Origin of the sequence: Paenibacillus lentus (genome assembly GCF_003931855.1) — a bacterium.
Lineage (GTDB): Bacteria > Bacillota > Bacilli > Paenibacillales > Paenibacillaceae > Fontibacillus > Fontibacillus lentus.
Window position 1 is genome coordinate 3,623,675 of the sequence record NZ_CP034248.1, and the last position, 26,831, is coordinate 3,650,505.

Here is a 26,831-nt window from a genome sequence, read left to right on the forward strand (position 1 = left end):
TCAAGGGGTTGATTTGTTAGAATTGGAAAATAATCAGCACCAATCTAGACTCTGCCTTGAAAAAGACATCACCAAACTAGACCCGCCATATTGTCAAAATTTTCAGACATGAATGGAGTGCGGGCTAACTGTAAAAAGAGTAGGGTTTTGGAAACCGGTTAGTGGTTCCTCCTCTCGGGTGGTGTGTACATTTTGTTGGTCTTCAGTAGCATGAATACCAACCGTACCAATTTTCGTGCAGAAAGGACGAGTGCTCTTTTGTGCTTATGCTTAGGGACTTCATCGTACTTCTTTTTGTAAAATGCTCCGTACTCTAAGTCGTGCTTACGGACGGAGTCCGCGGCCTGAACGAGATAATAACGGAGATACTTGTTGCCGGTGCGCATGCGAGAAGTTTCTTCCGCTTCGAATTCACCGGATTGGTTTTGGCTCCATACGAGCCCGGCATACTTGGCTAGGTCAGCGTGATTATCAAATCGTTCAATACCGCCGATCTCCGCAATGATGCCAGCCGCGAACACAGGGCCAATCCCTTTCACGGAGGTGAGGGTTTGTGGAACACCCTTCATGATCTTGGCGATCTCTTTGTCTAACTTCTTCACTTCAGACTCCAAGTGCTGGATTACGCTGAGTGTTGTAGCTAAAGAAATATTCACCGGATCGGCCATGGCTTTATCAAGCCGATAGGAAGAGCGGGCAAGTTTCTTTAAGTAAGCCGCGATCTCCTCCGGATTCTCAAAGCGGTTCTTGCCTTTATCTTGTAAGAAATCAATGAGTTCTTCCATGGACATCGCCATGATTTGGTCCGGCTCGAGTTCTTGGATGACCGCCAGACTGGTGTTTCCGAACGTATTGGAGAACGGGTTGTCCTGACGCATCCCGCTGAACTTCAAAAAGACCTGATTTAGGAAATAGGTCTTGTCGCGTTTAATGTTCTTCATCAAGTGAAATCGCGTGCGGGTGAGGCGCTGCAAGGCTTCATATTGGATGATATCTTTCATCTCATGGGGCAGTCGTCCAAATCGCAGATGGTCTGCAATCACCCAGGCATCGATGCGATCGTTCTTCGGAAGGGTGTCGTACCCCTTTTTGAAACGCGCCACCTTCCTTGCATTTAAGACGAAAACTTGGGACTTCACGTTCGGTTCGTAACTTTGTAACTCATTCTTTAGATAATGGGCAAGATGCCAACCTAGATTTGATGTGGCCTCCATCCCAATGTGAAGATGCTCTAGCTTTTCTTTGCTCGCGGTGTCTAACATCTTGTGAATCAGGGTATCCGCCCCGGTTTGATCGTTAGGTACGGCAAAAGAAGCGAGCGATCTTCCGTCTCCATCCATGAACTGTACATGGTGGGAACGTAAGCTTACGTCTATACCAATCAGCATTGGTGACATGGAATCACCTCCTATTGCAAAATAATCAAGCTGATCTCAGACCTGGGTGCCCGTGGAAACCACCGACTTCAGCCTCGTCATCAGCACTCATCCGTAACGCCCGACAATTTCGGGTGCTACTCCCCAGGCGATACGGCGGCGCAACCAGCGGTTAGAACATGAGTGATGGGTCACGGGTAACAGGCTTATTAAGCAGTACCTTTCGGCCCGCAAGGAGGGAAAGAAATTTCCTGAAAAAAGCTTGTCGACCCCATTGTTCCACAGGCAGGCCCGAGAGTAAATACCTATAACGTTCTTGAAACTATGCGACCTCTCGCATGAAGAACAGTAGGCTATGCAGTTGTCAAAGAGCGCATGACAAAAAAGCAAAACAGCTTATGGATAAGCTCGGCTTCCCCTTCCGAAGGGGTGAACCGGGTAAAACAAAGGGGTGAAACTAAGGATGAGGAAGCCGAGACTTCTTTATGCACATGACCGCTCAACTTACGATCCGGATCCATAAGATGAGCCTTTGTGGATGTTGCGCGAAGCTACGCTTCCCCGACTTCCGTTCCTCGCCTTCGGGCTGCGGTACGGGTTCGGCTACATCCTCAACCATGTAGCAAAACTGGTAAATTCACTAAGTCTATTTCTAGCTGTCCGGATCAACTGGAAATTGGCTTAAAATGAGCTTCTAAAAATATTATACGAGGAGTCATAAAGTGTACGCTATAGTTTTCATTTGTAAAATGATCATGTACATCATGAGATAATTTAGGAGATAATTGGACTCCCTTCATACCCTCAACTTCCATTTTGGCCAAATTTGATCCATCTTTCATTTCCAGCCAACCGTCTTCCGTCCACTTCATTTTTTGAATCGATGTTTCGCGTCCTAATGGATTTAGGAGAGTTCCCTCAATCGGGCGCGACATGAGATGAGCTATATACCATTCGCCTGTTTGTGTTTGAACTAATGAACCATGACCTGCTTTTTGCATGATTGAATTTGGATTATACATTTCAAAATGTCCCGCATCAGGATCACCAAGTGAAAAAAGGTGTCGTGGTGAAGATGTAATAATCGGTTCTTTGGATGGATGCGGTTCATATGGGCCAAAAATATTCTTCGAACGTCCGATCTCTACCCCATGCGCATAGCCTGTACCGCCAGCAGCTATAATAAGATAGTAATATCCATTATATTTATATATTTGTGGAGCTTCAGCACATCCACGGGTGGTAAAGCCTTGCGTTACCCGGTGCCAGTTACCAACGATCTCACCGTGGTCTAAATTAAACTCAGCAATTACAATATGTCCAGGCGCTTGATACCCTTGACGCGTTTCCCATTCAAGGATGGAGACATAATGTTTTCCATCCTCATCATGAAAAATGGCTGGGTCGAAACCGATGGATGTTATATAAATGGGATCAGACCAAGGACCATTGATGTCTTCTGCCCACATGGCATAGGAATCTGAGTTAAATTCACAACCTGCCATATTTAACATGTGAGAATATGCTAACCAGTATTTCTTGGTGGATGGGTTATAAGATAAGTGTGGCGCCCAAATCCCAGCCGGTGTAGGCGTTCCCCGTAAATTGACTTCACCATTTTTAAGTACGCAATTGATGAGCTCCCAATTCGCTAAATCCGTTGACTTATAAATTTGTATACCGGGGTTCCAATGAAAAGTAGATGTTGCGATATAGTAAACATCATCAACCCGAATAATTGATGGATCAGGTGCCATTCCAGGTATAATAGGATTTTTAATTAATGTCATATTTCTAGTTCCTTTCTACGTATTATAATCGAATCAACGCGACGTTATTAATTACCCTTTTATTATATTCTCTAGTCACACATTGATATCGCTTTCTTTTAGCTGCTTACCTATATTATAATCATGTTGTATCTAGAAATACGATTGCATATTTCAGGTTTAATTTACCCAAATCAAAGGTGGCTTTTCTAAAATGGATATAAAGGGCTTTATAGGTAGTACAACACAACTTCTTCCCCGTATCGATTGGAATATACGATTTTTTGGAGCGCATAAACAAACAGTTGACTCTAGTTGGTCAATGACTAAGGAATTCCACCATGCTTTTGAAATATTAATTGTGTTAGATGGCGCTCAAGAGACATTTATCGAAAATGAACAATTTATATTAAAAAAGGATGATATTCTCCTTATTCCCCCTGGATTCGAGCATACCAATCAATGTATCTCATCAGAATCTATGACTTATTTTTGTGCGCATTTTGATATAGATGAACCTTCTTTAAGAATGAAGATTATGCGAAACTGCGATTGGGTCTATACCCCTTTAAATCCATACTACAGCAGGTTAAGGGAATGTATTACGAAATGGATCGGAATTTTAGATGAACCAGAAATATTGTTTTCAAAAGCGAAATTAAGAGCACAAGTTGTCCTCTTTCAGTTATTAGAGGTTTTGGTAGATATACAACCAGTAAACACAAATATACGAACAAATCAGTCTATGACTACAGCAAAATATGCTAAAGAAATTGCTGACGCCATAAAGTGGACTTTTAAGAAAAATTTAATTGAGAATAGAGGTAATGTAGATTACACCGTTCACATACAACCTATTATTGCTTCCCTTGGGATCAGCCCCAATTATGGATTAGAAGTCTTTCAAAAAATTTATCATATGTCACCCCGAAAATATTTATCCGATCTAAAATTACAGGAAGCTAAAATTTTGCTTCAACAACCAGAGCTTTCTTTGAATGAGATTGCCAATCGATTGGGTTATAAAAACCTTTCTCACTTTAGCAGGCAATTTAAGAGGTGGACGGGGATAAATCCATCAGATTATCGCAAAAAAACAAACCTTTAACAGGCTTTAACAGACTATCGATAAAAAACACCGATTCTGTTATATTTAATAACATGGAATCGGTGTTTCTTCGTTTTAATTATTATTTTCGCAAAATCTTCTCCATTGCTTTTCCCTTTGCTAACTCATCAATCAGCTTATCCAAATAGCGAATTTCTTGCATCGTTGGTTCCTCAATGTCTTCTACTCGGACACCGCAGACTACTCCTTTGATTAAAGCCCGCGAAGGATTCATTTGGGTAGCCTCCGCAAAGAATGTCTCAAAGTCTGTCTTATTCTCCAGTTGCGCTTCCAAGTCTTCCTGGCTATACCCTGTCAACCAACGGATGATTTCATCGACATCTGCTTTCGTACGACCTTTTTTCTCGGCCTTTGCAACATAATGGGGATAAACACTTGCGAAACTCATTGTATAGATACGATGTTTGGTCATAATACATCCTGCCTTATATGGTTTTCTTTATTATAATAAAAAATTGACGTGTTTAAACCAAAGCCGTTATTTATTTAGCTCAGAAACACTATCGTATACTCTAAATCGATCCGTAATCCGTGGATTAGCCAGTGTAACGCATAGAGGGACCCGTTCACTACTATTATTCCTTTAGAAGCAGGTATACCATAAAATAACGGATGAAGGGAATCTTCCAAATGAATACGTCGGAAATATGAATCCCTGTGTAAAACCAAATGGGTTAGTTGATGTGACAAACATCAAAAAAACATTAAAGGTACGAGTGACAATAATCGTCCATCGGTTCTGACAGCCTGCAGCAAATGACACGGCGCCTTGGGTCGGCTGCTGGAATACAAAGTTCTGCGCTAGAGCCGGAGACTGCGATAGCTGCTGAAACGTACCCAGTAACTGAGGCGGTGGCGGCGTAATACCTGGAGGCAATCCCCCTCCAGGCCCGACTCCTGGTGGTGCCTGAATTCCAGGCGTGGAAGGCACACTACCTGGCGGGATTGGAAAAGGCGCAAATGGAGTGAACGCTCTACTGTTTTTCATGGATCTCACCCTCTCTTATTCGAATCGACATAGATCGTTACACTACAGTATGCACAGGCGTTAGCACATGTTCTTCGAACCGACTCTTCCTCCTAATCTATAGGAACAAAAGAGTACCTATAACACTAGAATTTAGCATTAACTTCAATTAAAAATTACCGCTGCACGATCTGAACAAGGTTCCCACATGTATCATCGAAGACAGCTATTGTGACGTCACCCATTTTTGTCGGCTCCATCGTAAACCTTACACCTTTTTCCATTAACTGTCCGTACTCTGCGTGAATATCTTCAACCCCAAACATGGTTACTGGGATGCCTTCAGCAAATAACTTCTGTTGATACTCTTTTGCGGCTGGATGGTTATTCGGTTCAAGTAAAAGCTCGGTACCCTCATGATCCTCGGGAGATACAAGCGTTATCCACCTAAATTCTCCTGTCGGAACGTCATGCTTTTTTACAAATCCAAGCTTTTCTGAATAAAACTCCAGTGCCTTGTCTTGATCTTGTACGAATATACTGGTACAATAATCTTCATTCTGTTTTTGCCTCCTTTGATAGGTATGACGTATTGTCCTCTGCTAACAATCTGGCTCCAAGCAGCAAAAAACATACATTCGTCAGAAATTTTTTTTGAATACAACAAAAAGCCGCCATGTAGGCGGCAAGCTGCGCATTGATTGAATCTATTGTTCCCGTTATTATAGTTAGCATATTGCTTATGTTATCATTGCCTCATTCTTATTATTTCATGTTCTGCCAGCCTTTGAAGTCGTGAATGGCAAAGCCGGCATAACTTGTATAGCGTGCCAATTGATTATGGGCGGACTGAAGTTCCTTTTCCATCACTTCATTGCTCATGGAATGGAATGAGACCCGGGGGCCCTCTGTGCTTTTAACCGTTTCTACGGCAACAACAATTTTCTTCTTCAGCGTGGATGCTTCCCTCAGCATGGCCTGTGCATTGTCGACAATTCCATTATTGCCCAACGCATGATTCCGATAGTTCATAATGACGAGACAGTCGAACTTCTCCAGCATCCATGCGCTCATACTGTAATTTTTCCCGGGGATATGAACCGTATTGAGCCAGTACGGAACATCCATCGTAATTTTCAAGCCGCTGCCTTTGGTTTCTTTTTCAATCAGTCTCAAATTGTCCATCCAGCTCTCAAGAATCGCCTTGTTGCTCTTTGTCCATTCCTTAAGCGCATAAGGTTCAATATCGAAATGTAGTCCTGTAAAGCTTGATTCCGGGCCAACTGCAGAATTATAAGTTTTGACCCATGTGATGAATTCTCGAATATCCTCCTGCTTTGACTTATAGACCCATTCGGGACGCCCTTCAAGTGCTTCCACTACAATTCCTTCGCTTTTAGCTTTTCGAATAAAGCCCTCATATATCGCTGGATCGATATCTCTATCCACCTGAAGGTAAATAGCTGTTACACCCTTCATTTTTGCGAAGCTTATAATTTTCTCTTGATCCTGTTTGATGATCTGAGTATCCCATATCCATGTTCCTTTCGGAACATGATCCACGGAGGTCATAATGCTCACCAGATTGTGCTTGGGCTGCCACTCCACATTTGCATCCAGGGCTTCACTTATAAAACGCAGCGGAACCATCGTCCTGCCGTTTTTGAGCACGGCCGCCCCTTCAAAGTTTACTCTTTTTCCGTTCACCAGTGCATGATGATCACCAATTACCAAAATAACAGTGTCACGGTTAAGCGAGATCGTAATTTGTTTTAAATTTTCATCCCATTTCGTAGCTGCTCCGAGCTTGTCGGATACGAATGCAAGTGGAACCATTGTAAGATTAGATCTCTGGTCAATATAGGGGTTCTCATCTGGAAATTGTACATCACGCCCATCCACAGATACTCGAACTTCAGAAGCGTAGCTAGCAGGGCTAAACGCAGCTAAGCTTAGCATGATAGCTAACGTGCATATAAGCCATTTTCTCATGGGTGATATCCTCATCTTTGTGAAATTTGTTCTTTTTCTTACTGAGCACACATCGTCACATAATGAGATTATACGGGATGTAATAATTGGAAACAAGGGCAGTAGGTTCATTCGGCTCTACATTCCCCTTTTCGAGCTTAAATTTCTTAACAGCACAAAAAACCGCGCTGTACGCGGTTTTGTGGTGTATTCCTGTCCTCCGGCAAAAGAGTCGCCTTGGAGATTTATTTAATAACTACGTATTCTAAGTTAACAAGTTTTGCATAGGTGATAATTTGGTCTGTTGTTAAGTTTAATGAAACAACGGTATGATGACCGCCGCCATTCTCAATCCAAGCTTTAACCCCGTCTTGGAAGTTTGGTTTAACTTCCCAAAGCACGCGGGCCACTGGCAGTTTTGGTGCTGGAACCTTCGGTTCAAAGGCCGTAACTTCGTTAATCAATAGTTTGTAGTGAGTACCAAAGTCAGCCATTGAAACAACTACGCCGTCCCCACTTTTACCGTCAAACACTAATCGGGCTGGATCTTCACGATCGCCAATGCCTAATGGAGATACAATAATTTTTGGTTTGTTGCTCGCCAATGTAGGATCCACTTCAAGCATATGCGATTGTAGAATGGCTTCTTGACCTGCCGCCAATTCATAAGTGTAATCTTCCATAAAGCCCGTGGATTGGTTGTGGCTCATCACTTTAAGCAGGCGATCAAGTGCAGCCGTCTTCCAATCCCCTTCCCCCGCAAAGCCATATCCTTGGGCCATCAAGCGTTGAACGGCTAATCCAGGAAGTTGCTTCATGCCATGCAAATCTTCGAAGTTTGTAGTGAAAGCATTGTAGCCGCCTTGATCCAGGAAACGTTTTATGGCAATTTCATAGCTTGCTTGTACTTTGACGCTAGCCTCCCAGTGTTCCTTACTGTAAGTCCCGTAATCAAAGTCATAAAGCTCTGCATATTCCGCAAACAAAGCGTCAATTTCTTCTTCTTTAACTTCATTCACGTACTGAACAAGGTCGCCAATGCCAAAGTAGTCCACGGTCCAGCCAAATTGAATTTGTGCTTCAACCTTATCTCCTTCGGTGACGCCCACGTTACGCATGTTGTCGCCAAAGCGAGCGACCTTAATATTGAAGCTTTCATTATAGGCAACGGCGACGTCCATCCATTCTGCAATCTGCTTTTGTACTTCAGGGCGTTCCCAATAGCCTACTACAATTTTGTTTTGTTTCTTCAAGCGCGCATTAATAAAGCCATATTCACGATCACCGTGAGCTGCTTGGTTGAGATTCATGAAGTCCATATCGATCGTTGCCCAAGGGATGCTTTCATTATATTGCGTAGCCAGGTGAAGCAAAGGTTTCTGCAAGAGCTTTGTTCCACGAATCCACATTTTTGCAGGCGAAAACGTATGCATCCAGGTAATGACACCTGCAACTTCATCACGATAGTTGACTTCCTTCATGATACTTGTGATTTTATCTGCGCTGACAGCCAAATCCTGTAATACTAACGGGTAAGGCAAAACTCCGCTTTTATTCAAAGCATCTGTCATTGCTTGAGCGTGTGCCTTAACCTCAGATAATGCCTCTTCCCCATATAGATGCTGTGACCCGACGACAAACCAAAATTGTTTAGCAGCAACTGTTGACATATTCATCCTCTTTTCTATGATTTTATAGATTAATTAATTTTGCCCGTAGTAAGCGTCTTTTCCATGTTTGCGCAAGTAATGTTTATCTAAAATACGTTGTGGTAATTCCTCTGCAAAACGGTTTAATTCTCTCGCAAATAGATTCATTTTCGATACTTCTTCCAGCACAACGCTATTCATTACCGCTGATTTCGCATCTTTCCCCCAAGTAAACGGTCCATGTCCCTTGAGTAAAACACCAGGAACGGCCATAATATCTATGCCACGCTGTTCGAAGGTTTCGATGATTACCCGGCCGGTTTCCGCCTCGTAACCCCGATCCACTTCCTCTTGTGTCAAGAAGCGAGCGCAGGGTACAGAACCATAGAATGTATCAGCATGCGTCGTCCCCATAACTGGAACATCCAGCCCTGCTTGAGCCCAGACGGTCGCCCAGGTGGAATGGGTGTGCACGATGCCGCCAATTTGCGGGTAATGCTTATAGAGCACAGCGTGAGTAGGCGTATCGGAGGAAGGTCTTAATTCTCCTTCGACAACATTGCCTTCCAGATCCACAACGACCATATCGCTGGCTTTCATCGTCTCATAGCTTACACCGCTTGGTTTTATCACGAACAAACCGCTTTCACGATCGATGGCGCTTACATTTCCCCACGTATATTTAATAAGTCCCTGTTTTGGCAATTCCAGATTAGCCTGGAAAACTTCTTCTTTAAGTTGTTCTAACACCTTTCTCCCTCCCATTTCACACTAAATTGTCGACCGCCGCCTTCTCTATGACCAGGCCATTCTTGTATCGTTCCATAAAGATCTCAAACCCTTTTACGTCGACTGGATCAGGATCAATCTCTTGTGACTCAACCTCATTAAACACTTTGTGGTCGAGGTAGTCATCCAAGCGTTCTTGCTGCGCTTTGTTCTTCATGTAAGAGGCTAGAATGGCCATTCCCCACGCCCCGCCTTCTCCAGCAGTGGACATCACGGAGACAGGTACATTCATTGCAGCTGCCAACATTTTTTGACCGACGACCGGAGTCTTAAATAGACCGCCGTGGCCTAGAATACTGTCAATCGCCACGTTCTCTTCCCTGGTCAAAATGTCCATTCCGATTTTCAAAGCGCCAAATGCAGTGAACAGATGAACCCGCATAAAATTAGCCAAATTAAACTTGCCTTCCGGGGAACGAACAAATAATGGACGGCCTTGCTCTAATCTCGTAATATTCTCACCTGAGAGGTAGCCGTAGCTGAGCAACCCGCCGCCATCCGGATCGGCTTCCAGCGCTTTATTCAACATCACGCTGTACAACTGCTCGTTATCTACCTTGTTTCCCATAGCTTCAGAGTACTCGCGGAATAATCCGATCCAGGCGTTGATATCACTGGAACAGTTATTTGCATGAACCATGCCAACTGGACTTCCGTTCGGCGTGGTAACCATATCGATTTCTGGATACACTTTTGTAAGCTCTTTCTCCAGTACGATCATGGCAAAAACAGAGGTGCCGACAGATACATTCCCGGTCCGCATCTTTACGCTATTCGTTGCAACCATCCCGGTTCCGGCATCTCCTTCTGGAGGACAAAGCGGAATACCTGCTTGCAATTGGTTGGACGGGTCGAGAATCTTCGCGCCTTCTGCGGTCAAGACACCGGCCTCTTTGCCTGCGGTATATACCTTCGGAAGCAGATCCTTGAGCTTCCACGGGTATCCCTTGCCAGCAACGAGTTCATCAAACTGCTTGATCATAGATTCATTATAATTTCCCGTGGAGTCATCAATTGGGAACATCCCCGAGGCATCTCCGATACCAAGCGCCTTGTTTCTGGTCAAAAGCCAATGAATGTATCCTGCTAACGTCGTAACATACCGGATTCGCGGGACATGTTCCTCATCGTTTAATACCGCTTGATAAAGATGAGCAATGCTCCAACGCTCCGGAATATTGAATTGGAACAAATCGGTCAATTGTTTAGCTGCCGCACCAGTCGTGGCATTACGCCAAGTCCGGAACGGAACAAGTAGTTCATTCTTTTCATCAAACGCCATATATCCATGCATCATTGCAGAAAACCCGATCGAACCGATCGTTTGAAGGGTAACTCCGTAAGCGCGTTCAATTTCTTGCTTCAATTCGGAGTAAGCCTTCTGCAAACCTGTGATAATATCTTCCAAGCTGTACGTCCAAAAGCCGTCCTTCAACTGGTTTTCCCATTCGTAGCTTCCGGAAGCAATCGTCTGAAAGCTCTGATCAATAAGTACTGCTTTAATACGCGTAGATCCGAATTCAATACCGAGCGAAGTCTCTCCCTTAACGATCGCTCGTTCCATACTCAATCGATTCGACATCACGTGAGTCACCTCTCTGACAGCGCTTTTTTTAAATTATAGAATTGATTTAGTTGTCAACCGAACTGAACAATTCTATAGGCTTTTCTAATTACAATTCAATTATAGTATATTTTCCTGTACGTACATTTGTCAATATAGTATGTTATTTATACATACATCTTTATAAATCGAATAAAGCAGTAATGTTATCTGTGTATAAATATGATGCGCTATTGGATGATAGCATTACCTCTTTTTAATTGTTTCGTAATCATGCTATAATTTGTACATACAAGTATTCTCAATACTCGAACAAATAACGAACAGGTGTGGAAGAAGGAGTACCATGAAACCTAAATACCAATTGATCATTGATGATATAAAAAGCAAAATCCTGGCAGGAGATTTCAGTGTGGGTGAACAGATTCCTACAGAATCTGCTATGCAGTCTATGTATGAAGTCAGCAGGCAAACGGTGCGAAAAGCGATTTTAGAACTATCCAATGAAGGGTTTCTGCGAAGCGAGAAAGGATCTGGCACTTACGTCAGCAACCAATATCGATCGAAATCCGGCGGGAATTCCCATAAGAAGACCATCGGCGTAATCACTACCTACATTTCTGACTACATCTTCCCTTCCATTATCCGTGGGATCGAAAGCAGATTGAACGAGGATAATTATTCGCTGCTATTAGCAAGTACAAACAACGATGTTGAGCAGGAAAAAAAGGCGCTGGAAATGATGCTGTCTTATGGCGTAGATGGCTTAATTATTGAACCTACAAAAAGCAATCTATACAATCCGAATATTGCTTACTACCTTTCCTTTAAGGAGCAGGATATCCCGTTCGTTATGATCAATGCCTTTTATGAGGAAATTGAGGTGCCTTTCCTTTGTCTTAATGATGTGCAGTCCAGCTATTTGGCTACGAAAGAACTCATTTCCAATGGGCACACGCAAATTGGACTTATCGCCAAGATGGATGATTTACAAGGGAAGTATCGAATGAAGGGGTATATTAAGGCGCTTAGCGAAGCCAAATTGCGCTTTGATCCAGAGCATGTTCTTCCCTTCGACACAGAGACAAAGCAAGCGCTGGCCGCAAACCTGAAGGAATTCTTGAGCAAAAATAGAGACATGCTCACAGCCATCGTTTGCTATAACGATGAGGTTGGTATGGAGGTAATCCATGCTTGCAGACAGCTTGATATTTCTATTCCGGAACAATTATCGTTAATAGGCCAGGACAACTCTTATATCGCCAAAAACGCGAATATTAAGCTGACCACCCTGACGCACCCTCAAGAACAAATGGGACGTGATGCGGCGGATTGGGTCATTAAAAAATTGCAAGGTAAGAAGGATCTGCCCAACCATACTTATTATCAGCCCGAGTTAATCGAAGGTGAAACGGTATTAAAGAGAACGTAGATATAGCATATTTCCAACGTTTTAAACTGCCAGTTCGGGGTCGCTGTACTTAAAAATTTGGCGATATCATCAGCGTTTCTATGCCAATCCATCTCTAACTTTTTCAGATTCGACTGATTGCCTGCTTTGGCAGCCGCTACGATTTTTACTGCGATCAAAATCTGCTCTCTCAGCAAATCGGCAGCTTATTACCCGCAGCTTCTCCATAATATGGCTTGATCACATTGCCTATGTCCTGTTGGTTCCGCAATAGACGCTCCAACACGTCCTTCTGGTCTTGACGCTCGGATATGGCGCTGACAATATAGCTTCTTGTCCATATCGTATGGTCAATCCAAACTTTCTGCATATCGACTTTCAACTGCACCATTTTGGAGCTAATGCAATCTATATCTTTTCCCTCGCCTGCCTTCGCTTTTACGGATACTATTGGCCTCATGCCAAAAACAAGCGCCAAGGTTAACAGCGATGTTAGCAGTCGTTTGTTTTTCAAATTCATCTGCTCCTCTGTATGTGTGGAATAAACCAGGCTGTAGTACTGTTTTATTATGGTTGGAATATCCTATTGTATACAGGTTCACATGTGTTTATCGATCCCACAAGCAATAAAGCGAAGGGCTGCCGATCCCACTTAAAGTCAAATGAAAGTTACTCGGAAAACTATAAACAAAAACCATGCTTTGGCATCAAAGCATGGTAATTATTTAAACTAATGTAAAACTGCTAGGTTGATTTTTTAAGTTCATCTATTTATTGAATTCATTAACTGAAAGAAGTATTCAGGTTTGTGAGTCTTATTTAAATTATACCAGGCATGTAGTGTATCTGGTGCAAATACATCTAATTTTTTCAGCACCTCCATCGCAAATTCCAGAGGAGCTACTCCTGATGCAGTAACTAAATTCTCACCAGATACCGCAGGTTCCATTTCATAAAATTTTTCTCCTCTATAATTAGGACAAACCGTTTTAATATACTCCAAGTTATTGCTTGTATGCCTTCTAAAATCTAGGTATCCCGTATTCGCAAGCGCCGTGGTTGCACCACAAATTGCAGCAACAATAGTACCGAGCTTTAAAGCTTCACCAATTTTTTTCAAGATGGGTTGATGAATAACTTCTCCCCAAGTATTCCCTCCAGGTAAAACTAAAAGATCTTTACTCTCGAGAGTACACTCATCAAGGGATATATCGGGTTTTATGTTCAGTCCCCCCATCGTAGTAATCATTTCTTTATTAGCTCCTACTGTAACTACTTTTAAAGAGGATATATCTTTTTTAAAATATCTTCCTGTGTTTAGTTCAGCAATTAAGTATCCATATTCCCAGTCTGACATGGTGTTAAATACATAGAGATAAACCTTTTTTGTTTGCATCCAATAACACTCCCAATCACAATTGATACAGCCAATTATAAAATAACTTCCCTGACAGCTAATGTCAGGGAAGTTATCATACTTGATGAAATTTTATTAATTCCGACAGAATTTCAATAAGTCTTTTCTTTAAATCTTTTGGCTCAATAACTTGAATAGATTTATTGTACGGTAAAAGTAAATAAGGTTCCTCAGAAATGTACGGTGCAACCGCTTTTTGTGTCCGCTCGGATTTCGTTTTTACATCCTGATTGATGTATTTGTTAGTAAACTTTTCGATGACGCCTTCCACTGTAATATTCGTTGCTTTCCCGGAGAAATCCATCCTCACTTTCCTTGCCTTGCCGTACAGGAGCTGCTCCAGCTCCTCTTTGGGCTAATCGCTTAGCTTACACAAGCTTACACACGGAATGAGAAGTCTGTGTAGCTGCTATGAAGAGTGTTGTGAGGCCGAAATTGTTCTAAATAGGCTTCTTAAGTTAAAATTGGCTTAATGCGGTCTTCATTGATGAATATAATGAAGAGTTAGAAAGGAGAGTTTTAAATGTCTTTATTCCCTTATTCTTCATATGACGCTGTAGGGCTCGCTCAATTAGTCCGTGAGAAAGAGGTTTCGCCCAGCGAGCTCATACATGCTGCCATTGAACAAATCAATTTGCATAATCCTGAATTCAATGCGGTCGTACACACCCGTTACGAAGCTGCCATAGAAGAAGCAGGACAAGTCAATATCGATGAGCAGCCTTTTGCGGGAGTACCTATATTATTAAAAGATATATCCCAAGCCATCGGTGGTGAACCTCTGACCTCCGGTTCCCGGCTCTTCCAGCATTATAAAGCCAAATCGGATTCTCATTTTGTCGCCAAGCTTCGAAAAGCTGGGTTTATTCCCATCGGGCATACCAACACCCCTGAGTTCGGACTGAAAAATATTACTGAGCCGCAATTGTACGGCCCGACGCGTAACCCCTGGAATCCTCTCCATTCTTCCGGAGGATCTAGCGGAGGTTCCGCGGCAGCCGTCGCTTCCGGCATGGTTCCGCTGGCAGGTGCAAGTGACGGCGGCGGGTCTATTCGGATACCGGCTTCCTTCAGCGGTCTATTTGGTCTGAAGCCAACACGCGGCCGTACTCCGGTAGGTCCCGGTGTCGGCAGACAATGGCAGGGTGCCTCGATCGATTTTGCTTTATCCAAGACGGTCAGAGACAGCGCAGCTCTGCTTGATGTGCTCCAGATACTGCAGAATGAAGCAGCATTTCAGGTTCCATTATACCCGGGAAGCTATCTCGAAGATATATATCGGACTAAGGATATAATCTATCGTTTTGCCTACACCACCGACTCTCCTGTAGGAACTGAGGTTAGTAACGAGGCCAAACAAGCTGTGCTTCGATTAGTGAAGCATCTTGAAGCGGAAGGCCACTTGGTCGAAGAGAAATTAAGTCCCGTCGACGGTGTACATCTTATGGAAAATTACTACATGATGAATAGCGGCGAAATGGCAGCTATGGTGGTTGACATCGAGCGCTCACTGGGAAGAGCGATTACATCTGAGGATATCGAAATTGAAGGCTGGGTACTGCTTGAAGCTGGACGCAAGCTGTCAGCTGCTGAATATGCACGCAGTCTGACGGCGTGGGATGTAGCTGCTGCCCAAATGAACACAATTTTTGAAACGTACGATTTTTATATTTCACCAGCGACCGCTTTTCCAGCCCCTCCTGTCGGCGAACTTACGCCTGGTCCCGAACAGGTTCAGCATTTACTTGCTGTAAGCGAACTTTCAAAAGAAAAGCAACAAGAATTGATTTATGAAATGTTTGAGCCAAGTCTGACCTATACCCCGTTCACTCAGTTGGCAAATCTGACAGGTACGCCGGCCATGAGCGTTCCGATCTTTCTCACCGAGACAGGATTGCCTTTAGGGGTACAAATTATGTCTTCCAAGGGACGGGAACATGATTTGCTCTCACTTGCTCATGTTTTAGAAAAATCTCCTTTGTGGATCAGAGAACAAACTTCTAGCCAAAACCATTGATGTTTGTTAACCATTGCTACCAGGCAGTGGTGTTACTTAACGAGTGCTGCCTGGTAGTGGTGCTACCTAGCGACAGCAGCTCGATTGTTCATGCTACCTAGCAACTGCAGCTCGACTGCTGATGTTACCTTGCGACCGTAGATCGATTGTTCATGTTACCTAGCAATCGCAGTTCGACTGCTGATGTTACCTTGCGACCGCAGCACGATTATTGATAGTTACCTGGCGACCGCAGCGCGGTTGTTGATGTTACCTAGCGACCGTAGATCGATTGTTCATGTTACCTAGCAATTGCAGTTCGACTGCTGATGTTACCTTGCGACCGCAGCACGATTATTGATAGTTACCTGGCGACCGTAGATCGATTGTTCATGTTACCTAGCAACTACAGTTCGACTACTGATGTTACCTAACGATTGCTATCGCTGTTAACTCGCGGATTAACCACTGTTTAGAAATCTAATGGTTGTATATGCGGCTATTCTAACAATTTTCTGATATTTCGAAGATTTTAGCATAAATAACGCGGACTACGACCGTTAGATTTCTTAAGGGCACACTTTCGATGCATTAACGACTGTGACAATCGTTAGAGATCCTTGCTTAAACGATAAGTTCGGTATCTCAAATTTCCACTAGCAACTGTAAGCAAATTCTTAGCCACAAGCGAACGTAGAATAACTCTAGTGCGACTCTCTGACAGAGCTAGATGAGCGGATAGCTCCCGAGCTTCAAATACGCGCATCAATCTGCGTGCATACCGTAAGGTTTCTTTTTCCGCCCAGTTCAAACCTAACTTTACATCTATCGATAAAAACTTTCCGACGAAAGATAGTACTAACTGCTTGCACATTCCAGGATCGTCTCGAATGGACAAGAAGGCAATTGGTAAAAAGGACCAGTCGTCAAGCACCAACATCGCTTGCTTCATGCATAAATCTTTGAAACGCTCAACCTCAACATCCCTGGCGTGACTTCGATAATCGTGAATTTCGATGCATCCTTTTGCGCCACCGGGCATATATGCTAGATCAAGGTAACGGTACCTATTATTAAAATCACGGACTTCATACTCAGGATACAGATCATTCAAGTTGCCAATCACAGGAAACCATATCGTACGCAGAAATGTCACCGTTCCGTGACTCAACCCTTTTCTCAAAAGTCCACGTCTTCTCGGGTTATCCTCTTCGGCTATATGCCTTGCTAACCAGCTCTCATAAACTTCACCAAACAACGTGCCCATCTCTTCCCCCCTCGTATTAAGCTAACTAAACGAAAAAACCGCTCTAATACGACTATGCATCTCCTGCATCGTATTAAAGCGGTATGTACTTCACACCGTGAACTTAAACTCATTGTACTATACCGAGGCAACGTCAGGCAATCCCTTTCCACACTTACCAACTCAGAAATGGGCGATTATTATTCCTATGGATTCCTATTATCAAAAATATTAAGTAGATAAACCTAGCGACCACGGCACGGTTATTGGATGCTACCTAACGACCACGGCGCGGTTGTTCATGTTATCTAGGCGACCGCAGTTCGACTGTTGATGCTACCTAACGATCACAACTCGCTTGGTCTCACCTAACGACTACGGCGCGGTTATTGGATGCTACCCAACGACTACGGCGCGGTTGTTCATGTTATCTAGGCGACCGCAGTTCGACTGTTGATGCTACCTAACGATTGCCATCGCTGTTAACTCGCGGATTAACCACTTTTTTGGAAATCTAACGGTTGTATGTGCGGCTATTCCAACAATTTTCTGATATTCCGAAGATTTTGGAATGAATAACGTGGAATACAACCGTTAGAATTTCTAAGAACTCACTTTCGATGCATTAACGACTGTGGCAACCGTTAGAAATAAGAGGTGTTTTATAATAGCACAACAACTCAATTCATAGAGCAGCAAGTAAAAAACTAGCCGATACTTCACGGCTAGTTTTTATAGATTCACAAATCTGGGATATGCGAGATATCCGGGATAATCACCCTTACCTTAATAACCAGTCACGCCATGGATATAGGTAAACCAAGGAGTGTCCAGAGCTCCTTGCCCAGGGTTGTAGGTGAAGGAGTACTCGACTGTATCCCCTTGTTGCAGGTTATTTAGAGGATAGCTATAATTACCGTTTCCAGTTGAAGTCATGGCTACGTTCATCTGCACACCGCTATTGACCTTATAGTGCAGATCAGCAAAGGTAGCGCCATGAACATAGAACAGCAAGTCATCGCCTGTTTTCTTCAGGCCGCGCTCCTCATCGCCGATAATGATGGTAGTGGATGGATCCGGCGCATTTCCATCTCCATTTCCGTTTCCATCACCATCCCCAGTACCATTTCCATCACCATTTCCAGGATTCCCAGCTCCGTTTTCCTTATAAACCCGCACATAATCGACCTGCATTGTCGCAGGAATATCGGACGGATTCGGGGTAATGCCGCCGTCAAAACTTCCGCCGATCGCCAGATTCATAATGAGGTAGAACGGCTGATCGAATGGCGCGTTCGGATTGTTCGGTGCGGTTAGCGAATACCATTGTTCATTGGTCACTTTGAAGAAGAACTTGCCATCCACATACCACTTGATGTTGTCCTCTTCCCAAACTACGGAATATACATGAAAATCATTATCAATCGTCTGCCCTTCTGGGAAATGGTACTCGCCTGAAATATGCTGGTTCGCCGGCCATGTTCCACCAAAGTGTACGGCACCGGTCGACATGCCAGGCAAACGTCCTCTCGCTTCCATGACATCGATCTCACCGGATGCCGCCCATGTCCCGTAAGGACTGTCTTGCGGAAGCATCCACAATGCCGGCCAGACACCATTGCCTGTAGGCAGCTTTGCGCGGAAGTCGACTCGGCCATATTTCAGGTTAAAATGATCCTTCGTGTTAACTTTGCCGGATGAGTATTGCGCATACCGGTTTGGATCCTGCGGGAAAGACTTGTGATCGTTCAGAGCCCGGAGATTCAGCTTCCCGTCCTGTACGAACACATTTTCTGGACTGTCGGTATAGTGCTGCAGTTCCGCATTGCCCCACCCCCATGTACCAGGATCATCATTGAGGTAATAGCCTTGCTCGTAGTTCCACTTGCTCATATCAAGCGCTGTTCCATTAAATTCATCTTGCCAGATCAGATCCATGCCCGCAATCGCTGGGTTGCTTGGCGTTCCAATGGCAATATCCTCATGATCACTTACATCTGGACGAGGGGCATTCGGATTGCCGATGAATGTATAGTTCACATAATTATTGCCAATGCTTCCGCCCTTCTGCCCGTTCAACGGATAGCCGATACGAAGTTGAATATCCTCCTGGATCGGCTGGAACCATAATCCATAAATGTAGTCAGCCCAGTATCCCCATTGATTCTTATCAGACATGTTGTTATAACCATTTGCGGAATATGAAAACCCGCTCTGACCCGAATCTCCCAAGTTAACCCATTGCCCATTAATGCTAATCTCGTACACGAAATTATCTAGCTCTGTGCGGATTGGCGCGCCTCCGTCAATCTTAGGCAACGGGATGCCGATCGCACCGCTCGTGTCTGCCGTAAAGGTCGTTCCTTCATAAGGAGTAATAACATATGAATTCCTTATGACCTCATTAAAGTTGATGGTATATACAACGTTAACCAAAGAGGTCTTCGATTCCAATTTGACGTGAATTGACTCCGTTACATTAAACCAGTAGCCGCCGCCACCTTCGGTAAATTGACCAAAGTTTTGATCATAAATCCAGCCGCTCGCTGCATTATTATCGATATCGATCCATGTACTACTGTTTACAGGCTTTACGTAGACCTTCAGATCATCCGCGACAGCTTCATACGTAATGGCCGGGTCGTTATTAAACGTTGGATAAGTAAAACCTGCGCCACCCGTAAAGCCTGCTGTAATCTCCGGCCCTTGAGTAGGGGTCATCGCTGTAATTGTAGTTTTGTTGATGTTCTGAAACTCAAGCATGTATTCCAATGTAATCCCATTCGTTTTGGAGTACAGCTGAACCTCAGTCGTTGCAGAGAGGGTGAACCAATAACCGGTAAAACCTCCGTCGCTCCAGTGCCCCCAGTTCTGGTTATAAATAAAGCTGCTTACACTGTCAATGTCAACCCAGCTGCCGTTCACTTTCACATTAACGCCCACGTCATGAGCAACATCATTCCAACTGGCGGCCCCTCCATTAAATATGGGCATGACGAAACCATAACTGGCTTGTCCTACCCCTGATTTGGAGATGACAGGTCCATCTGCTGCTGAAAAGTATTCCATAGAGGTAACCGCTGTTTCGGCAGCCTGAACCTTTGCAGTTGACCATAATCCAACAGTAGCGAGCATGACGATCGCTAAGAACAAACTTATTCCCTTCTGCAAATACCGCCTCTCCGTCGTGTGAGATCCTTTCATAAATACACTCCCTTATCTATAGTAGATGTACCCAGCCTTAGCGCCTATAAGAAAGCGCTTGCAGCGAGAGTGTCTTTATTTTATCGAATTCCCATTCTGTTGGATAGGTGCCGTATTTAGGATCATGTCCCAATATTTCGGCTCCTTTACAAGGGTTACAGTCTCCCGTATTGAGAGATGTAACCCCGACGACTTGAGTAAGGTCTGAGGGATAAGCATTATCCTTGATGGATCTCATTGAATATCTTCCCGCAGCGGCATGCCCGCTTCAACCAATCGCTTATTGCGAATAAAAAAAGTAGTCAGCACAAGCATGAGCATTCCGGTTCCGATTAACAGCCACTCTATCTTCATCACATCGGCTAGCGGTCCGAAGATCAACATCCCGATGGGCATCATGGAAGTTGAGATCATCCCAAAAACGCCAAATATCCGGCCTAAATAGTTCTCATCCACCTTCTCCTGCAGCATAACGGTCGTTGGTGTATTAAAGATAGGCATCGCCACTCCGAATACTGCCATAATGGCTAAGTATATCCAGAAAACAGGCACAATGCCGAGCGCCAATGAGGACAGCGCCATCACGAAGCTGGCTATAGCCATGGTATACACTTTATTTTTGAAGCCGCCCCATGACGCAATAATTCCCCCTCCGGCCATCATGCCAACGGAAAACGCGATTTCAATTGCAGTTAAGCGCCATACATCGTCACCGAAGCTGCGCGCAACCTGTAGTGGAGTCAAAAAGGCAGCCGGGGCCATGAGTACGAAGAAAAAGGCGAAAAAAACAAAAAATGATTTTAAAAAGGGATGCTGTTCGATATATACCAAGCCCTGTTTGAAATCATCCAGATAGCCTGTCATTTGCCCTTCCGAGGCCTTTTGATGCTTCGGAATTTTGAGGAACACCAACAATGTGAAGATAGCCATTGCCGCTGTAACGACGTCGATTAGAAAAATCATTTCAATCGTTGCGATTGTGAGCAAAGCCGCACTGACAATAGGCGCTATGAACATAGTGATCGCTTGCAGGCTTCCGTTGATGCCGTTTACTTTCGTTAGCTTGTCTTGCGGCACGATTTGCGGCAATATCGCTCCCACTGCGGGGGTCTGAATGCCTGCCCCGAGTGCTCGCACGGCTGCGATGATAAACAGCAGCCATGTCGCTTGGTAGCCTAGTAAAAACATAATGGCCAGAAATAGCGTAACGGCAGCGATCATCGCATCCGCCAGCATAATAAGCAATTTTCGGTTAAAGCGATCGGCCCAAACACCAGCAAATGGCGATAGCAGGAACGTAGGTATAAATCCGCATAGAATATATAGCGTCATCATGATCCCTGATTGTTTCGTCAGCGTAATGTGCCACATTATAGAATATTGCACTAAAGATGAGCCGAATAGTGAGATGGTCTGGCTGCCTAAAAAGAGAAAGATATTCCTCCTCCAATGATCTTTCCTGTTACTTTCGGTTTGTAGCATTATTCAAACCCCTTACCCTCGACTTGATGATTTGACTTTATCACCGATTCTTTTTTGGCCAGCACTGTATTTTAAATTTTTTGCGAAACATCATTGACACGGCAGTTCAGTAACCCTATACACGTTTGTATACAAGATTTCTTTTCGATGGGCGAACTCCTCTTCTGAGAGAATTTGTGGATAGCTCATAATTATCAGCGGTAAATATGTCTCGCCTTCCTGAAGAGGCGGCTGCACATAGTCAAATGGATTGAGCCGGAAACCTAAGCGCTCATAAAAGCCTATTCTCCGTTCTGCAATGTCAGTGTCAGGATATTCCACCTCCAACAGGATGGGCTTGGACGACTCTTCAATATATGACGCCATGATTTTACCACCAATACCGCTCCCACGCGTGTTTGGATCAACAGCAATATGTTCGATGAACCGAAAAGAAGGAAACTCCCATACTGCCATAAACGCGATCACTTGGTTATTACTGTTTGTTTCCGTAATGAGACGGTAATGCGGATCGGCCAGCAGTTCCTTCTGTCCGGCGTAACTTCTTCGTTCACTTGTTGGAAATGAGGCTTCCATCAACGCGAAAATATGTTCAAACTGTTTGTCGTTCATGATAAAATTCTCCCTTATCTAGCCTGTTCTTATACCTCTATTATACTCCCTTTCATTCAAGTATCATTTCACACTTCATTCAGATCTCGCCGGAAGCATGAATAACTTTCCTCCTATAACAAACACTACGCTTATGAGGAGGCTGATGCTTATATGTGTCAACGTTTTTCCATGGCGGCCGAGCTGTCAGAGGTTCGGGAGCATTTTCATATTGAACGGGTCATGTACTACTATAAAAACCGTTATAATATTAGCCCGACGCAAAATATGCCTGTTGTCCTGCAACAGAACGGGGAGCGGATTTTGGATGAGTTTCGCTGGGGCTTCATTCCTTATTGGGGAAAAGATGCAATCAACGCGGATCTCAGAAATGTGCATCAGAATCCGACCTATCGTAAAATGGTGGACAAGCAGCGGTGCGTCATTCCATGCAATGGATTTTATTATTGGAAACAGGAAGGAAAAAGATCGTATCCCGTACGGGTGGTCATGAAAAACCGGAGTATGTTTGGAGTCGCCGGACTATATGAAGTATGGCGGGATGCACGCGGGGAACCCCTTCGCACCTGCACCTTGGTCATGACGGAAGCCAATCCGCTGATTGGGGAATTCGAGAGCCGAATGCCAGCGATTCTTTCCCCGGAGAACATGGCTCGGTGGCTCGATGAGCAGACGAACGATCTCGATGCTCTCGATCCAATTCTACGGCCCCATTCGGCAGAAGAGATGCATGCGTATGCCGTGACGCCGTTGATCGATAACAACAGGCATGACACGGATGAATGTATTCGGGAAATGGATTTAAGCCGGGCGTGGGTAAAGCGCTGAAGTCCCCAGCGCCCGGAGTGAAGTTTTTTAAATCATCTTCATTCCTGCAGATCTATCATCTTTTGAATAGTTAGCAATACCCCATTCTCTTCATTGGATTTGGTAATAAAACTCGCTGCCTTCTTTGTATTCTCGCACGCATTGCTGACTGCAAAGCTGTATTTCGCAATACTCATTAGCTCCACATCGTTTTCTCCGTCTCCAAAAGACATCGTTTCATCGTAGGTTACGCCCAGCATTTCCTGGAGCTTTTTAACGGTTTCGCCCTTATGGGTGTTATACGACGTAATGTCCAGCCATCTTGGTTCAGAATCGACAATATAGATTTGCCCCAGTAGTGTATTTTCCACATGCTTTCTCAAATCAGTACTTCGTCCCTCTGGATCATAGACCGTAATTTTAATGAAATCACTATCCATTTGTTTAAAAGAATCGATTTTAACGACTTTTTCATAGGAGCCTTTGACAACCGTAAATAACTCATCACTAATCGAAGTTCGTATATAGGCCGCATCGCTGGTACAAGCGATAATTGTCATATCCGGATCGAAAGAATCAATTAGCTCTATAGATTTCTGCGCCAGTTCTCTATGAATGGTAAACTCCCTAATAACCTCCCCATCTTTCTTAATTTTGGCCGCGCTATCTCCTAGAATCCACATGCCTTTCCCATGCTCGCCAAATAGCTTCTCAACTCTTTCGCATTGTTTCCCCGTACATGCAACAAACGTAATCCCTTTTTTCTGCATTTCCTTATATACCTGGTTAAACAGTTCAATATCAAATGATCCCTGATTGTTTAAAAAAGTTCCGTCCAAATCTGTCACGACGAGTTTAATCATGTTAATCCCCCTAATTGATCCCTGCAAATCTTCTAAAGATCCGCTTTCGAGTGTTTGTTCAAAATAAAGTTAACTCTCTCCGCACTCAGTAACATGAAAGCAAGCAAAGCAATCACAACCAGCGGAAACAAAGTTAGGCTCGTTTGTGTAGCAAGGAGTCCAAATGCTGGAGGCAGCAATGTGGTTCCTGTGTAGGCAACAGCCATCTGATAACCCATAAGTTTTGCTGAATTCTCTCTGCCAAACCTAGACGGTGTTTCATGCAACAGCCCGGGATAAATGGGCGCCAAGCCGAGTCCGATCAATATGAACCCCGTTAGAGAAAACGAAATCGGTAGCGGAAGCAGGAGAAGAACTCCGCCCACAACACTTATCACCTGGCCGTAACGGATTAGCAAACGATTAGAAACTTTCAGCGTAATAAACCCGGTAATCAACCTGCCCACTGTTATACCGCCATAGTATAGTGAGATCCACCCCGCAGCTGTTTCTGCGGTAATGCTTCTTGCCCCGACCAAGTAACTGGCTCCCCACAACCCTACCGTAGCCTCCACCCCGCAATAGAATAAAAAGGCAATTAGGGTTGGCTTGACGCCTTTAATACGAAGGACATTAACTTTGGCCATCGTCTCCGCCTGCAATTGGTCGCCTTGTACAAGCTCATCATTTTTGGAATGCTCAAGTTTTCGAGCTGCAGCGACCCGTTTCCACAAAGGAAGCGTAGCAAGTAAAATTAAAACGAGTGAAAACTGAATGATGGCAACTGCAGCATAGCCACCTCGCCAGGAGTTTTGATTGGCGATATAAGTTGACATAATGATTGGCCCCATCGTTGCTCCTACACCCCAGAAGCAGTGTAACCAATTCATGTGATGAGCCTTATAGTTTTCCGCAACATAGTGATTCAAAGCCGCATCTACAGCACCTGCACCAAGACCGAGCGGAATGGCCAGAATAACAAACCAAAGCATGGAGGGCGCCACAGAAAAACCAAGCAGTGCTCCAGCAGTCAGAATGCAGCTGAACAAGGTGATGTTGCCTGTGCCCCACCGTTGAATCATGCTCCCGCTTACCAAGCTTGAGACTATAGTTCCCCCCGCTATAATCATGGATACAATTCCTGCAGCTCCGAATGAAGATCCAATGTCTGGCCATATCACGGGCCATGCTGATCCAAGCAGAGAGTCCGGAAGCCCAAGGCTTATAAATGCCAAATAAATAATAATTAAAAACCAAGTAGCCAAGTAAACACCTTCCTCCATCGTCAATGAATATTCCTTCAATATCAGACCTTAGAAATATACTTTATAAAGATTATTTATTTAGTATGCGGCAGGTGTTTTTCTTTGTCAAGATATGTAATGAAAATACCCCCAGAATTTATTCAAGGGGGTGTCGTTAACTGAATTGAACCAAGCTCGGTTCCAGAGATTTGAGTGTTAGCCAGCGCATGCCAGCCTCGAAATCCTGTTGGAATGTCTGTTGTAAAACCAATTCAGGATAGGACGGCATAGGGTGACGAAGCTGATAAGATTTCCATGCCTCATTCCAGACATCAACTTCAACTTTCTCCTGATAGATCACGATTTTGTCTGGAGCAAGAACTGCATTAACCGTTTGAGCGATCTGGCAGGCGGCATCAACAAATGCGGACTTGCTCATCTCGCGCTGCCAATCTGGAGCGTGTGGGAGAAATTTGATTTCTCCGGACATGCCATTCTTCCCTTTAACAATTTTTCCATCTAAATAAATGCCCATGCCTGGCGGATATCTCATTGGAAAATAAATACCGATCACACATTGTTCCAAATCGCTATTTTGCCTCATGCAGTACCCGCTGATTGCTGCGTTAACATCATTCTCGACCATAACAGGCAGTCCAAACCTCGATTCAATTTCCTCAATAATACGCGAACCCTTCAGCTCCTGATGACTGCTTACCATAATCTCCCCATTGACGGCCTGTCCAGGGATGCCTATGCCGATGACCTTAATAGATGGGTATAATGCAAGAAAGTGCTCAATAATCTCATAGAAGCGCTGCCGCTCAAAAACAGGCATGATATATTCTTCTTTTGACACAATATGATCTTCCAGATTTACAATCGATGCTGAAACCAACTCCTGGCCTTGTTCCTCTTTCAAGTAAAGCACGAGCGCAAGACTGAAATCAAAGTTGTAACGATAGGTTTGGGCAGGCCTTCCCCCATTTGATGGAACGGGATCATCTTCAATCAGCTCCCCCAGCTCTAGAAGTTCCTTGACCAGGGAGTTTACTGTAACTACGCTCAGTTTGGTAAGTGAGGCAAGTTGGGGTTTTGTTGCTGTTTCAACCCGTCTCATAACATGGCGAACATTGTTTAGATTAATTTCTTTCATTAAATTGGCGTTTGCTTTTCTCATAGCCCCCCGCTCGCTTATACAGTGTATTATTGATCACAGTTATTAAATATAACTTGATTCTACATGAATATCGCTTTCTTTTCATCCTTTTCAACTTCGTTTTCTCGCAATAAACTCAATTTCTGTTGGAATATTACTGCCAATACTTCGAAATCACTTTTGTTCACGTTCCATAA

General features: G+C 44.0%; 22 protein-coding genes and 3 pseudogenes. 4 read left to right on the plus strand and 21 right to left on the minus strand.

All coding sequences use genetic code 11. The annotated features are described in order from the left end of the window. Nucleotides 1-158: 158 nt before the first annotated feature. Nucleotides 159-1,397 (minus strand): IS110 family RNA-guided transposase, encoded by a 1,239-nt coding sequence (locus tag EIM92_RS16335; RefSeq protein ID WP_125082078.1) that lies wholly within the window; start codon nucleotides 1,395-1,397, stop codon nucleotides 159-161. Nucleotides 1,398-2,041: 644 nt separating this feature from the next. Beyond that, nucleotides 2,042-3,166 carry a family 43 glycosylhydrolase gene (locus EIM92_RS16340; protein WP_125083550.1) on the minus strand — a complete coding sequence of 375 codons (1,125 nt, stop codon included), beginning with the start codon at nucleotides 3,164-3,166 and terminating at the stop codon, nucleotides 2,042-2,044. A 193-nt stretch (nucleotides 3,167-3,359) separates the two neighbouring features. On the opposite strand from EIM92_RS16340, the gene EIM92_RS16345 reads away from it, so the two are divergent. Beyond that, nucleotides 3,360-4,253 (plus strand): AraC family transcriptional regulator, encoded by an 894-nt coding sequence (locus EIM92_RS16345; protein ID WP_125083551.1) that lies wholly within the window; start codon nucleotides 3,360-3,362, stop codon nucleotides 4,251-4,253. An 82-nt stretch (nucleotides 4,254-4,335) separates the two neighbouring features. Here EIM92_RS16345 and EIM92_RS16350 read toward each other — a convergent pair whose 3' ends face one another. The 7 genes from EIM92_RS16350 to EIM92_RS16380 all read right to left on the minus strand — a co-directional run bounded on the left by EIM92_RS16350 (nucleotide 4,336) and on the right by EIM92_RS16380 (nucleotide 11,232). Further along, nucleotides 4,336-4,686 (minus strand): DUF2200 domain-containing protein, encoded by a 351-nt coding sequence (locus tag EIM92_RS16350; RefSeq protein ID WP_125083552.1) that lies wholly within the window; start codon nucleotides 4,684-4,686, stop codon nucleotides 4,336-4,338. Nucleotides 4,687-4,857: 171 nt separating this feature from the next. Beyond that, a complete protein-coding gene (locus tag EIM92_RS16355; RefSeq protein WP_125083553.1) occupies nucleotides 4,858-5,262 on the minus strand; it encodes a hypothetical protein in 405 nt (134 codons plus the stop codon). Between the two features lie 155 nt (nucleotides 5,263-5,417). Then, on the minus strand, nucleotides 5,418-5,834 hold the full coding sequence (locus EIM92_RS16360; protein WP_125085239.1) for a VOC family protein: 417 nt from the start codon (nucleotides 5,832-5,834) through the stop codon (nucleotides 5,418-5,420). Nucleotides 5,835-6,006: 172 nt separating this feature from the next. Further along, the gene (locus tag EIM92_RS16365) at nucleotides 6,007-7,233 is read right to left on the minus strand and encodes a copper amine oxidase N-terminal domain-containing protein (protein ID WP_125083554.1); all 1,227 of its coding nucleotides are present in this window, start codon (nucleotides 7,231-7,233) and stop codon (nucleotides 6,007-6,009) included. A 224-nt stretch (nucleotides 7,234-7,457) separates the two neighbouring features. Beyond that, nucleotides 7,458-8,882: an L-arabinose isomerase gene (gene araA, locus EIM92_RS16370; RefSeq protein WP_125083555.1), complete on the minus strand. Its 1,425-nt coding sequence runs from the start codon at nucleotides 8,880-8,882 to the stop codon at nucleotides 7,458-7,460. A gap of 33 nt (nucleotides 8,883-8,915) precedes the next feature. After that, a complete protein-coding gene (locus EIM92_RS16375; protein WP_125083556.1) occupies nucleotides 8,916-9,611 on the minus strand; it encodes an L-ribulose-5-phosphate 4-epimerase in 696 nt (231 codons plus the stop codon). Nucleotides 9,612-9,627: 16 nt separating this feature from the next. Continuing rightward, nucleotides 9,628-11,232 (minus strand): xylulokinase, encoded by a 1,605-nt coding sequence (locus tag EIM92_RS16380; protein WP_125083557.1) that lies wholly within the window; start codon nucleotides 11,230-11,232, stop codon nucleotides 9,628-9,630. A 328-nt stretch (nucleotides 11,233-11,560) separates the two neighbouring features. On the opposite strand from EIM92_RS16380, the gene EIM92_RS16385 reads away from it, so the two are divergent. Continuing rightward, the gene (locus EIM92_RS16385; RefSeq protein WP_125083558.1) at nucleotides 11,561-12,646 is read left to right on the plus strand and encodes a GntR family transcriptional regulator; all 1,086 of its coding nucleotides are present in this window, start codon (nucleotides 11,561-11,563) and stop codon (nucleotides 12,644-12,646) included. A gap of 11 nt (nucleotides 12,647-12,657) precedes the next feature. Here EIM92_RS16385 and EIM92_RS16390 read toward each other — a convergent pair. The 4 genes and pseudogenes from EIM92_RS16390 to EIM92_RS16405 all read right to left on the minus strand — a co-directional run. Next, a pseudogene (locus tag EIM92_RS16390) lies at nucleotides 12,658-13,139 on the minus strand (glycosyltransferase); the annotation flags it as partial. Nucleotides 13,140-13,388: 249 nt separating this feature from the next. Beyond that, on the minus strand, nucleotides 13,389-14,021 hold the full coding sequence (locus tag EIM92_RS16395) for a type 1 glutamine amidotransferase family protein (RefSeq protein ID WP_125083559.1): 633 nt from the start codon (nucleotides 14,019-14,021) through the stop codon (nucleotides 13,389-13,391). A 76-nt stretch (nucleotides 14,022-14,097) separates the two neighbouring features. Beyond that, a pseudogene (locus EIM92_RS16400) lies at nucleotides 14,098-14,208 on the minus strand (DNA-binding transcriptional regulator); the annotation flags it as partial. Continuing rightward, a pseudogene (locus tag EIM92_RS16405) lies at nucleotides 14,206-14,391 on the minus strand (hypothetical protein); the annotation flags it as partial. The pseudogenes EIM92_RS16405 and EIM92_RS16400, both read right to left, overlap by 3 nt. 174 nt (nucleotides 14,392-14,565) lie before the next feature. Here EIM92_RS16405 and EIM92_RS16410 point away from each other — a divergent pair. Beyond that, on the plus strand, nucleotides 14,566-16,059 hold the full coding sequence (locus tag EIM92_RS16410; protein ID WP_125083560.1) for an amidase: 1,494 nt from the start codon (nucleotides 14,566-14,568) through the stop codon (nucleotides 16,057-16,059). Nucleotides 16,060-16,648: 589 nt separating this feature from the next. On the opposite strand, the gene EIM92_RS16415 is transcribed toward EIM92_RS16410, so the two are convergent. The 5 genes from EIM92_RS16415 to EIM92_RS16435 form a co-directional block, all read right to left on the minus strand. Continuing rightward, a complete protein-coding gene (locus tag EIM92_RS16415) occupies nucleotides 16,649-17,305 on the minus strand; it encodes a transcriptional regulator (RefSeq protein WP_125083561.1) in 657 nt (218 codons plus the stop codon). 765 nt (nucleotides 17,306-18,070) lie between these two features. Next, nucleotides 18,071-20,488, minus strand: a complete 2,418-nt coding sequence (locus EIM92_RS16420; RefSeq protein ID WP_125083562.1) for a glycoside hydrolase family 16 protein — start codon at nucleotides 20,486-20,488, stop codon at nucleotides 18,071-18,073. A 37-nt stretch (nucleotides 20,489-20,525) separates the two neighbouring features. Beyond that, nucleotides 20,526-20,726 carry a hypothetical protein gene (locus EIM92_RS16425; RefSeq protein WP_125083563.1) on the minus strand — a complete coding sequence of 67 codons (201 nt, stop codon included), beginning with the start codon at nucleotides 20,724-20,726 and terminating at the stop codon, nucleotides 20,526-20,528. Continuing rightward, complete coding sequence (locus EIM92_RS16430) at nucleotides 20,723-21,970, minus strand: MFS transporter (RefSeq protein WP_125083564.1); 1,248 nt, start codon at nucleotides 21,968-21,970, stop codon at nucleotides 20,723-20,725. Before EIM92_RS16430 ends, EIM92_RS16425 begins: the two co-directional genes overlap by 4 nt. Before the next feature lie 90 nt (nucleotides 21,971-22,060). Further along, complete coding sequence (locus tag EIM92_RS16435; protein WP_125083565.1) at nucleotides 22,061-22,582, minus strand: GNAT family N-acetyltransferase; 522 nt, start codon at nucleotides 22,580-22,582, stop codon at nucleotides 22,061-22,063. Nucleotides 22,583-22,735: 153 nt separating this feature from the next. Between EIM92_RS16435 and EIM92_RS16440 the strand changes: the two genes are divergently transcribed. Continuing rightward, nucleotides 22,736-23,410: an SOS response-associated peptidase gene (locus tag EIM92_RS16440; protein ID WP_125083566.1), complete on the plus strand. Its 675-nt coding sequence runs from the start codon at nucleotides 22,736-22,738 to the stop codon at nucleotides 23,408-23,410. A 38-nt stretch (nucleotides 23,411-23,448) separates the two neighbouring features. On the opposite strand, the gene EIM92_RS16445 is transcribed toward EIM92_RS16440, so the two are convergent. From EIM92_RS16445 to EIM92_RS16455, 3 genes are all read right to left on the minus strand, one after another. After that, entirely contained in the window at nucleotides 23,449-24,252 is an 804-nt protein-coding gene (locus tag EIM92_RS16445) for a Cof-type HAD-IIB family hydrolase (protein ID WP_125083567.1), read from the minus strand. Between the two features lie 32 nt (nucleotides 24,253-24,284). Next, nucleotides 24,285-25,496, minus strand: coding sequence for an MFS transporter (locus EIM92_RS16450; RefSeq protein ID WP_246021020.1), 1,212 nt, complete (start codon nucleotides 25,494-25,496; stop codon nucleotides 24,285-24,287). A 154-nt stretch (nucleotides 25,497-25,650) separates the two neighbouring features. Continuing rightward, the gene (locus EIM92_RS16455; RefSeq protein ID WP_125083568.1) at nucleotides 25,651-26,655 is read right to left on the minus strand and encodes an ROK family protein; all 1,005 of its coding nucleotides are present in this window, start codon (nucleotides 26,653-26,655) and stop codon (nucleotides 25,651-25,653) included. Between the last annotated feature and the right edge of the window lie 176 nt (nucleotides 26,656-26,831).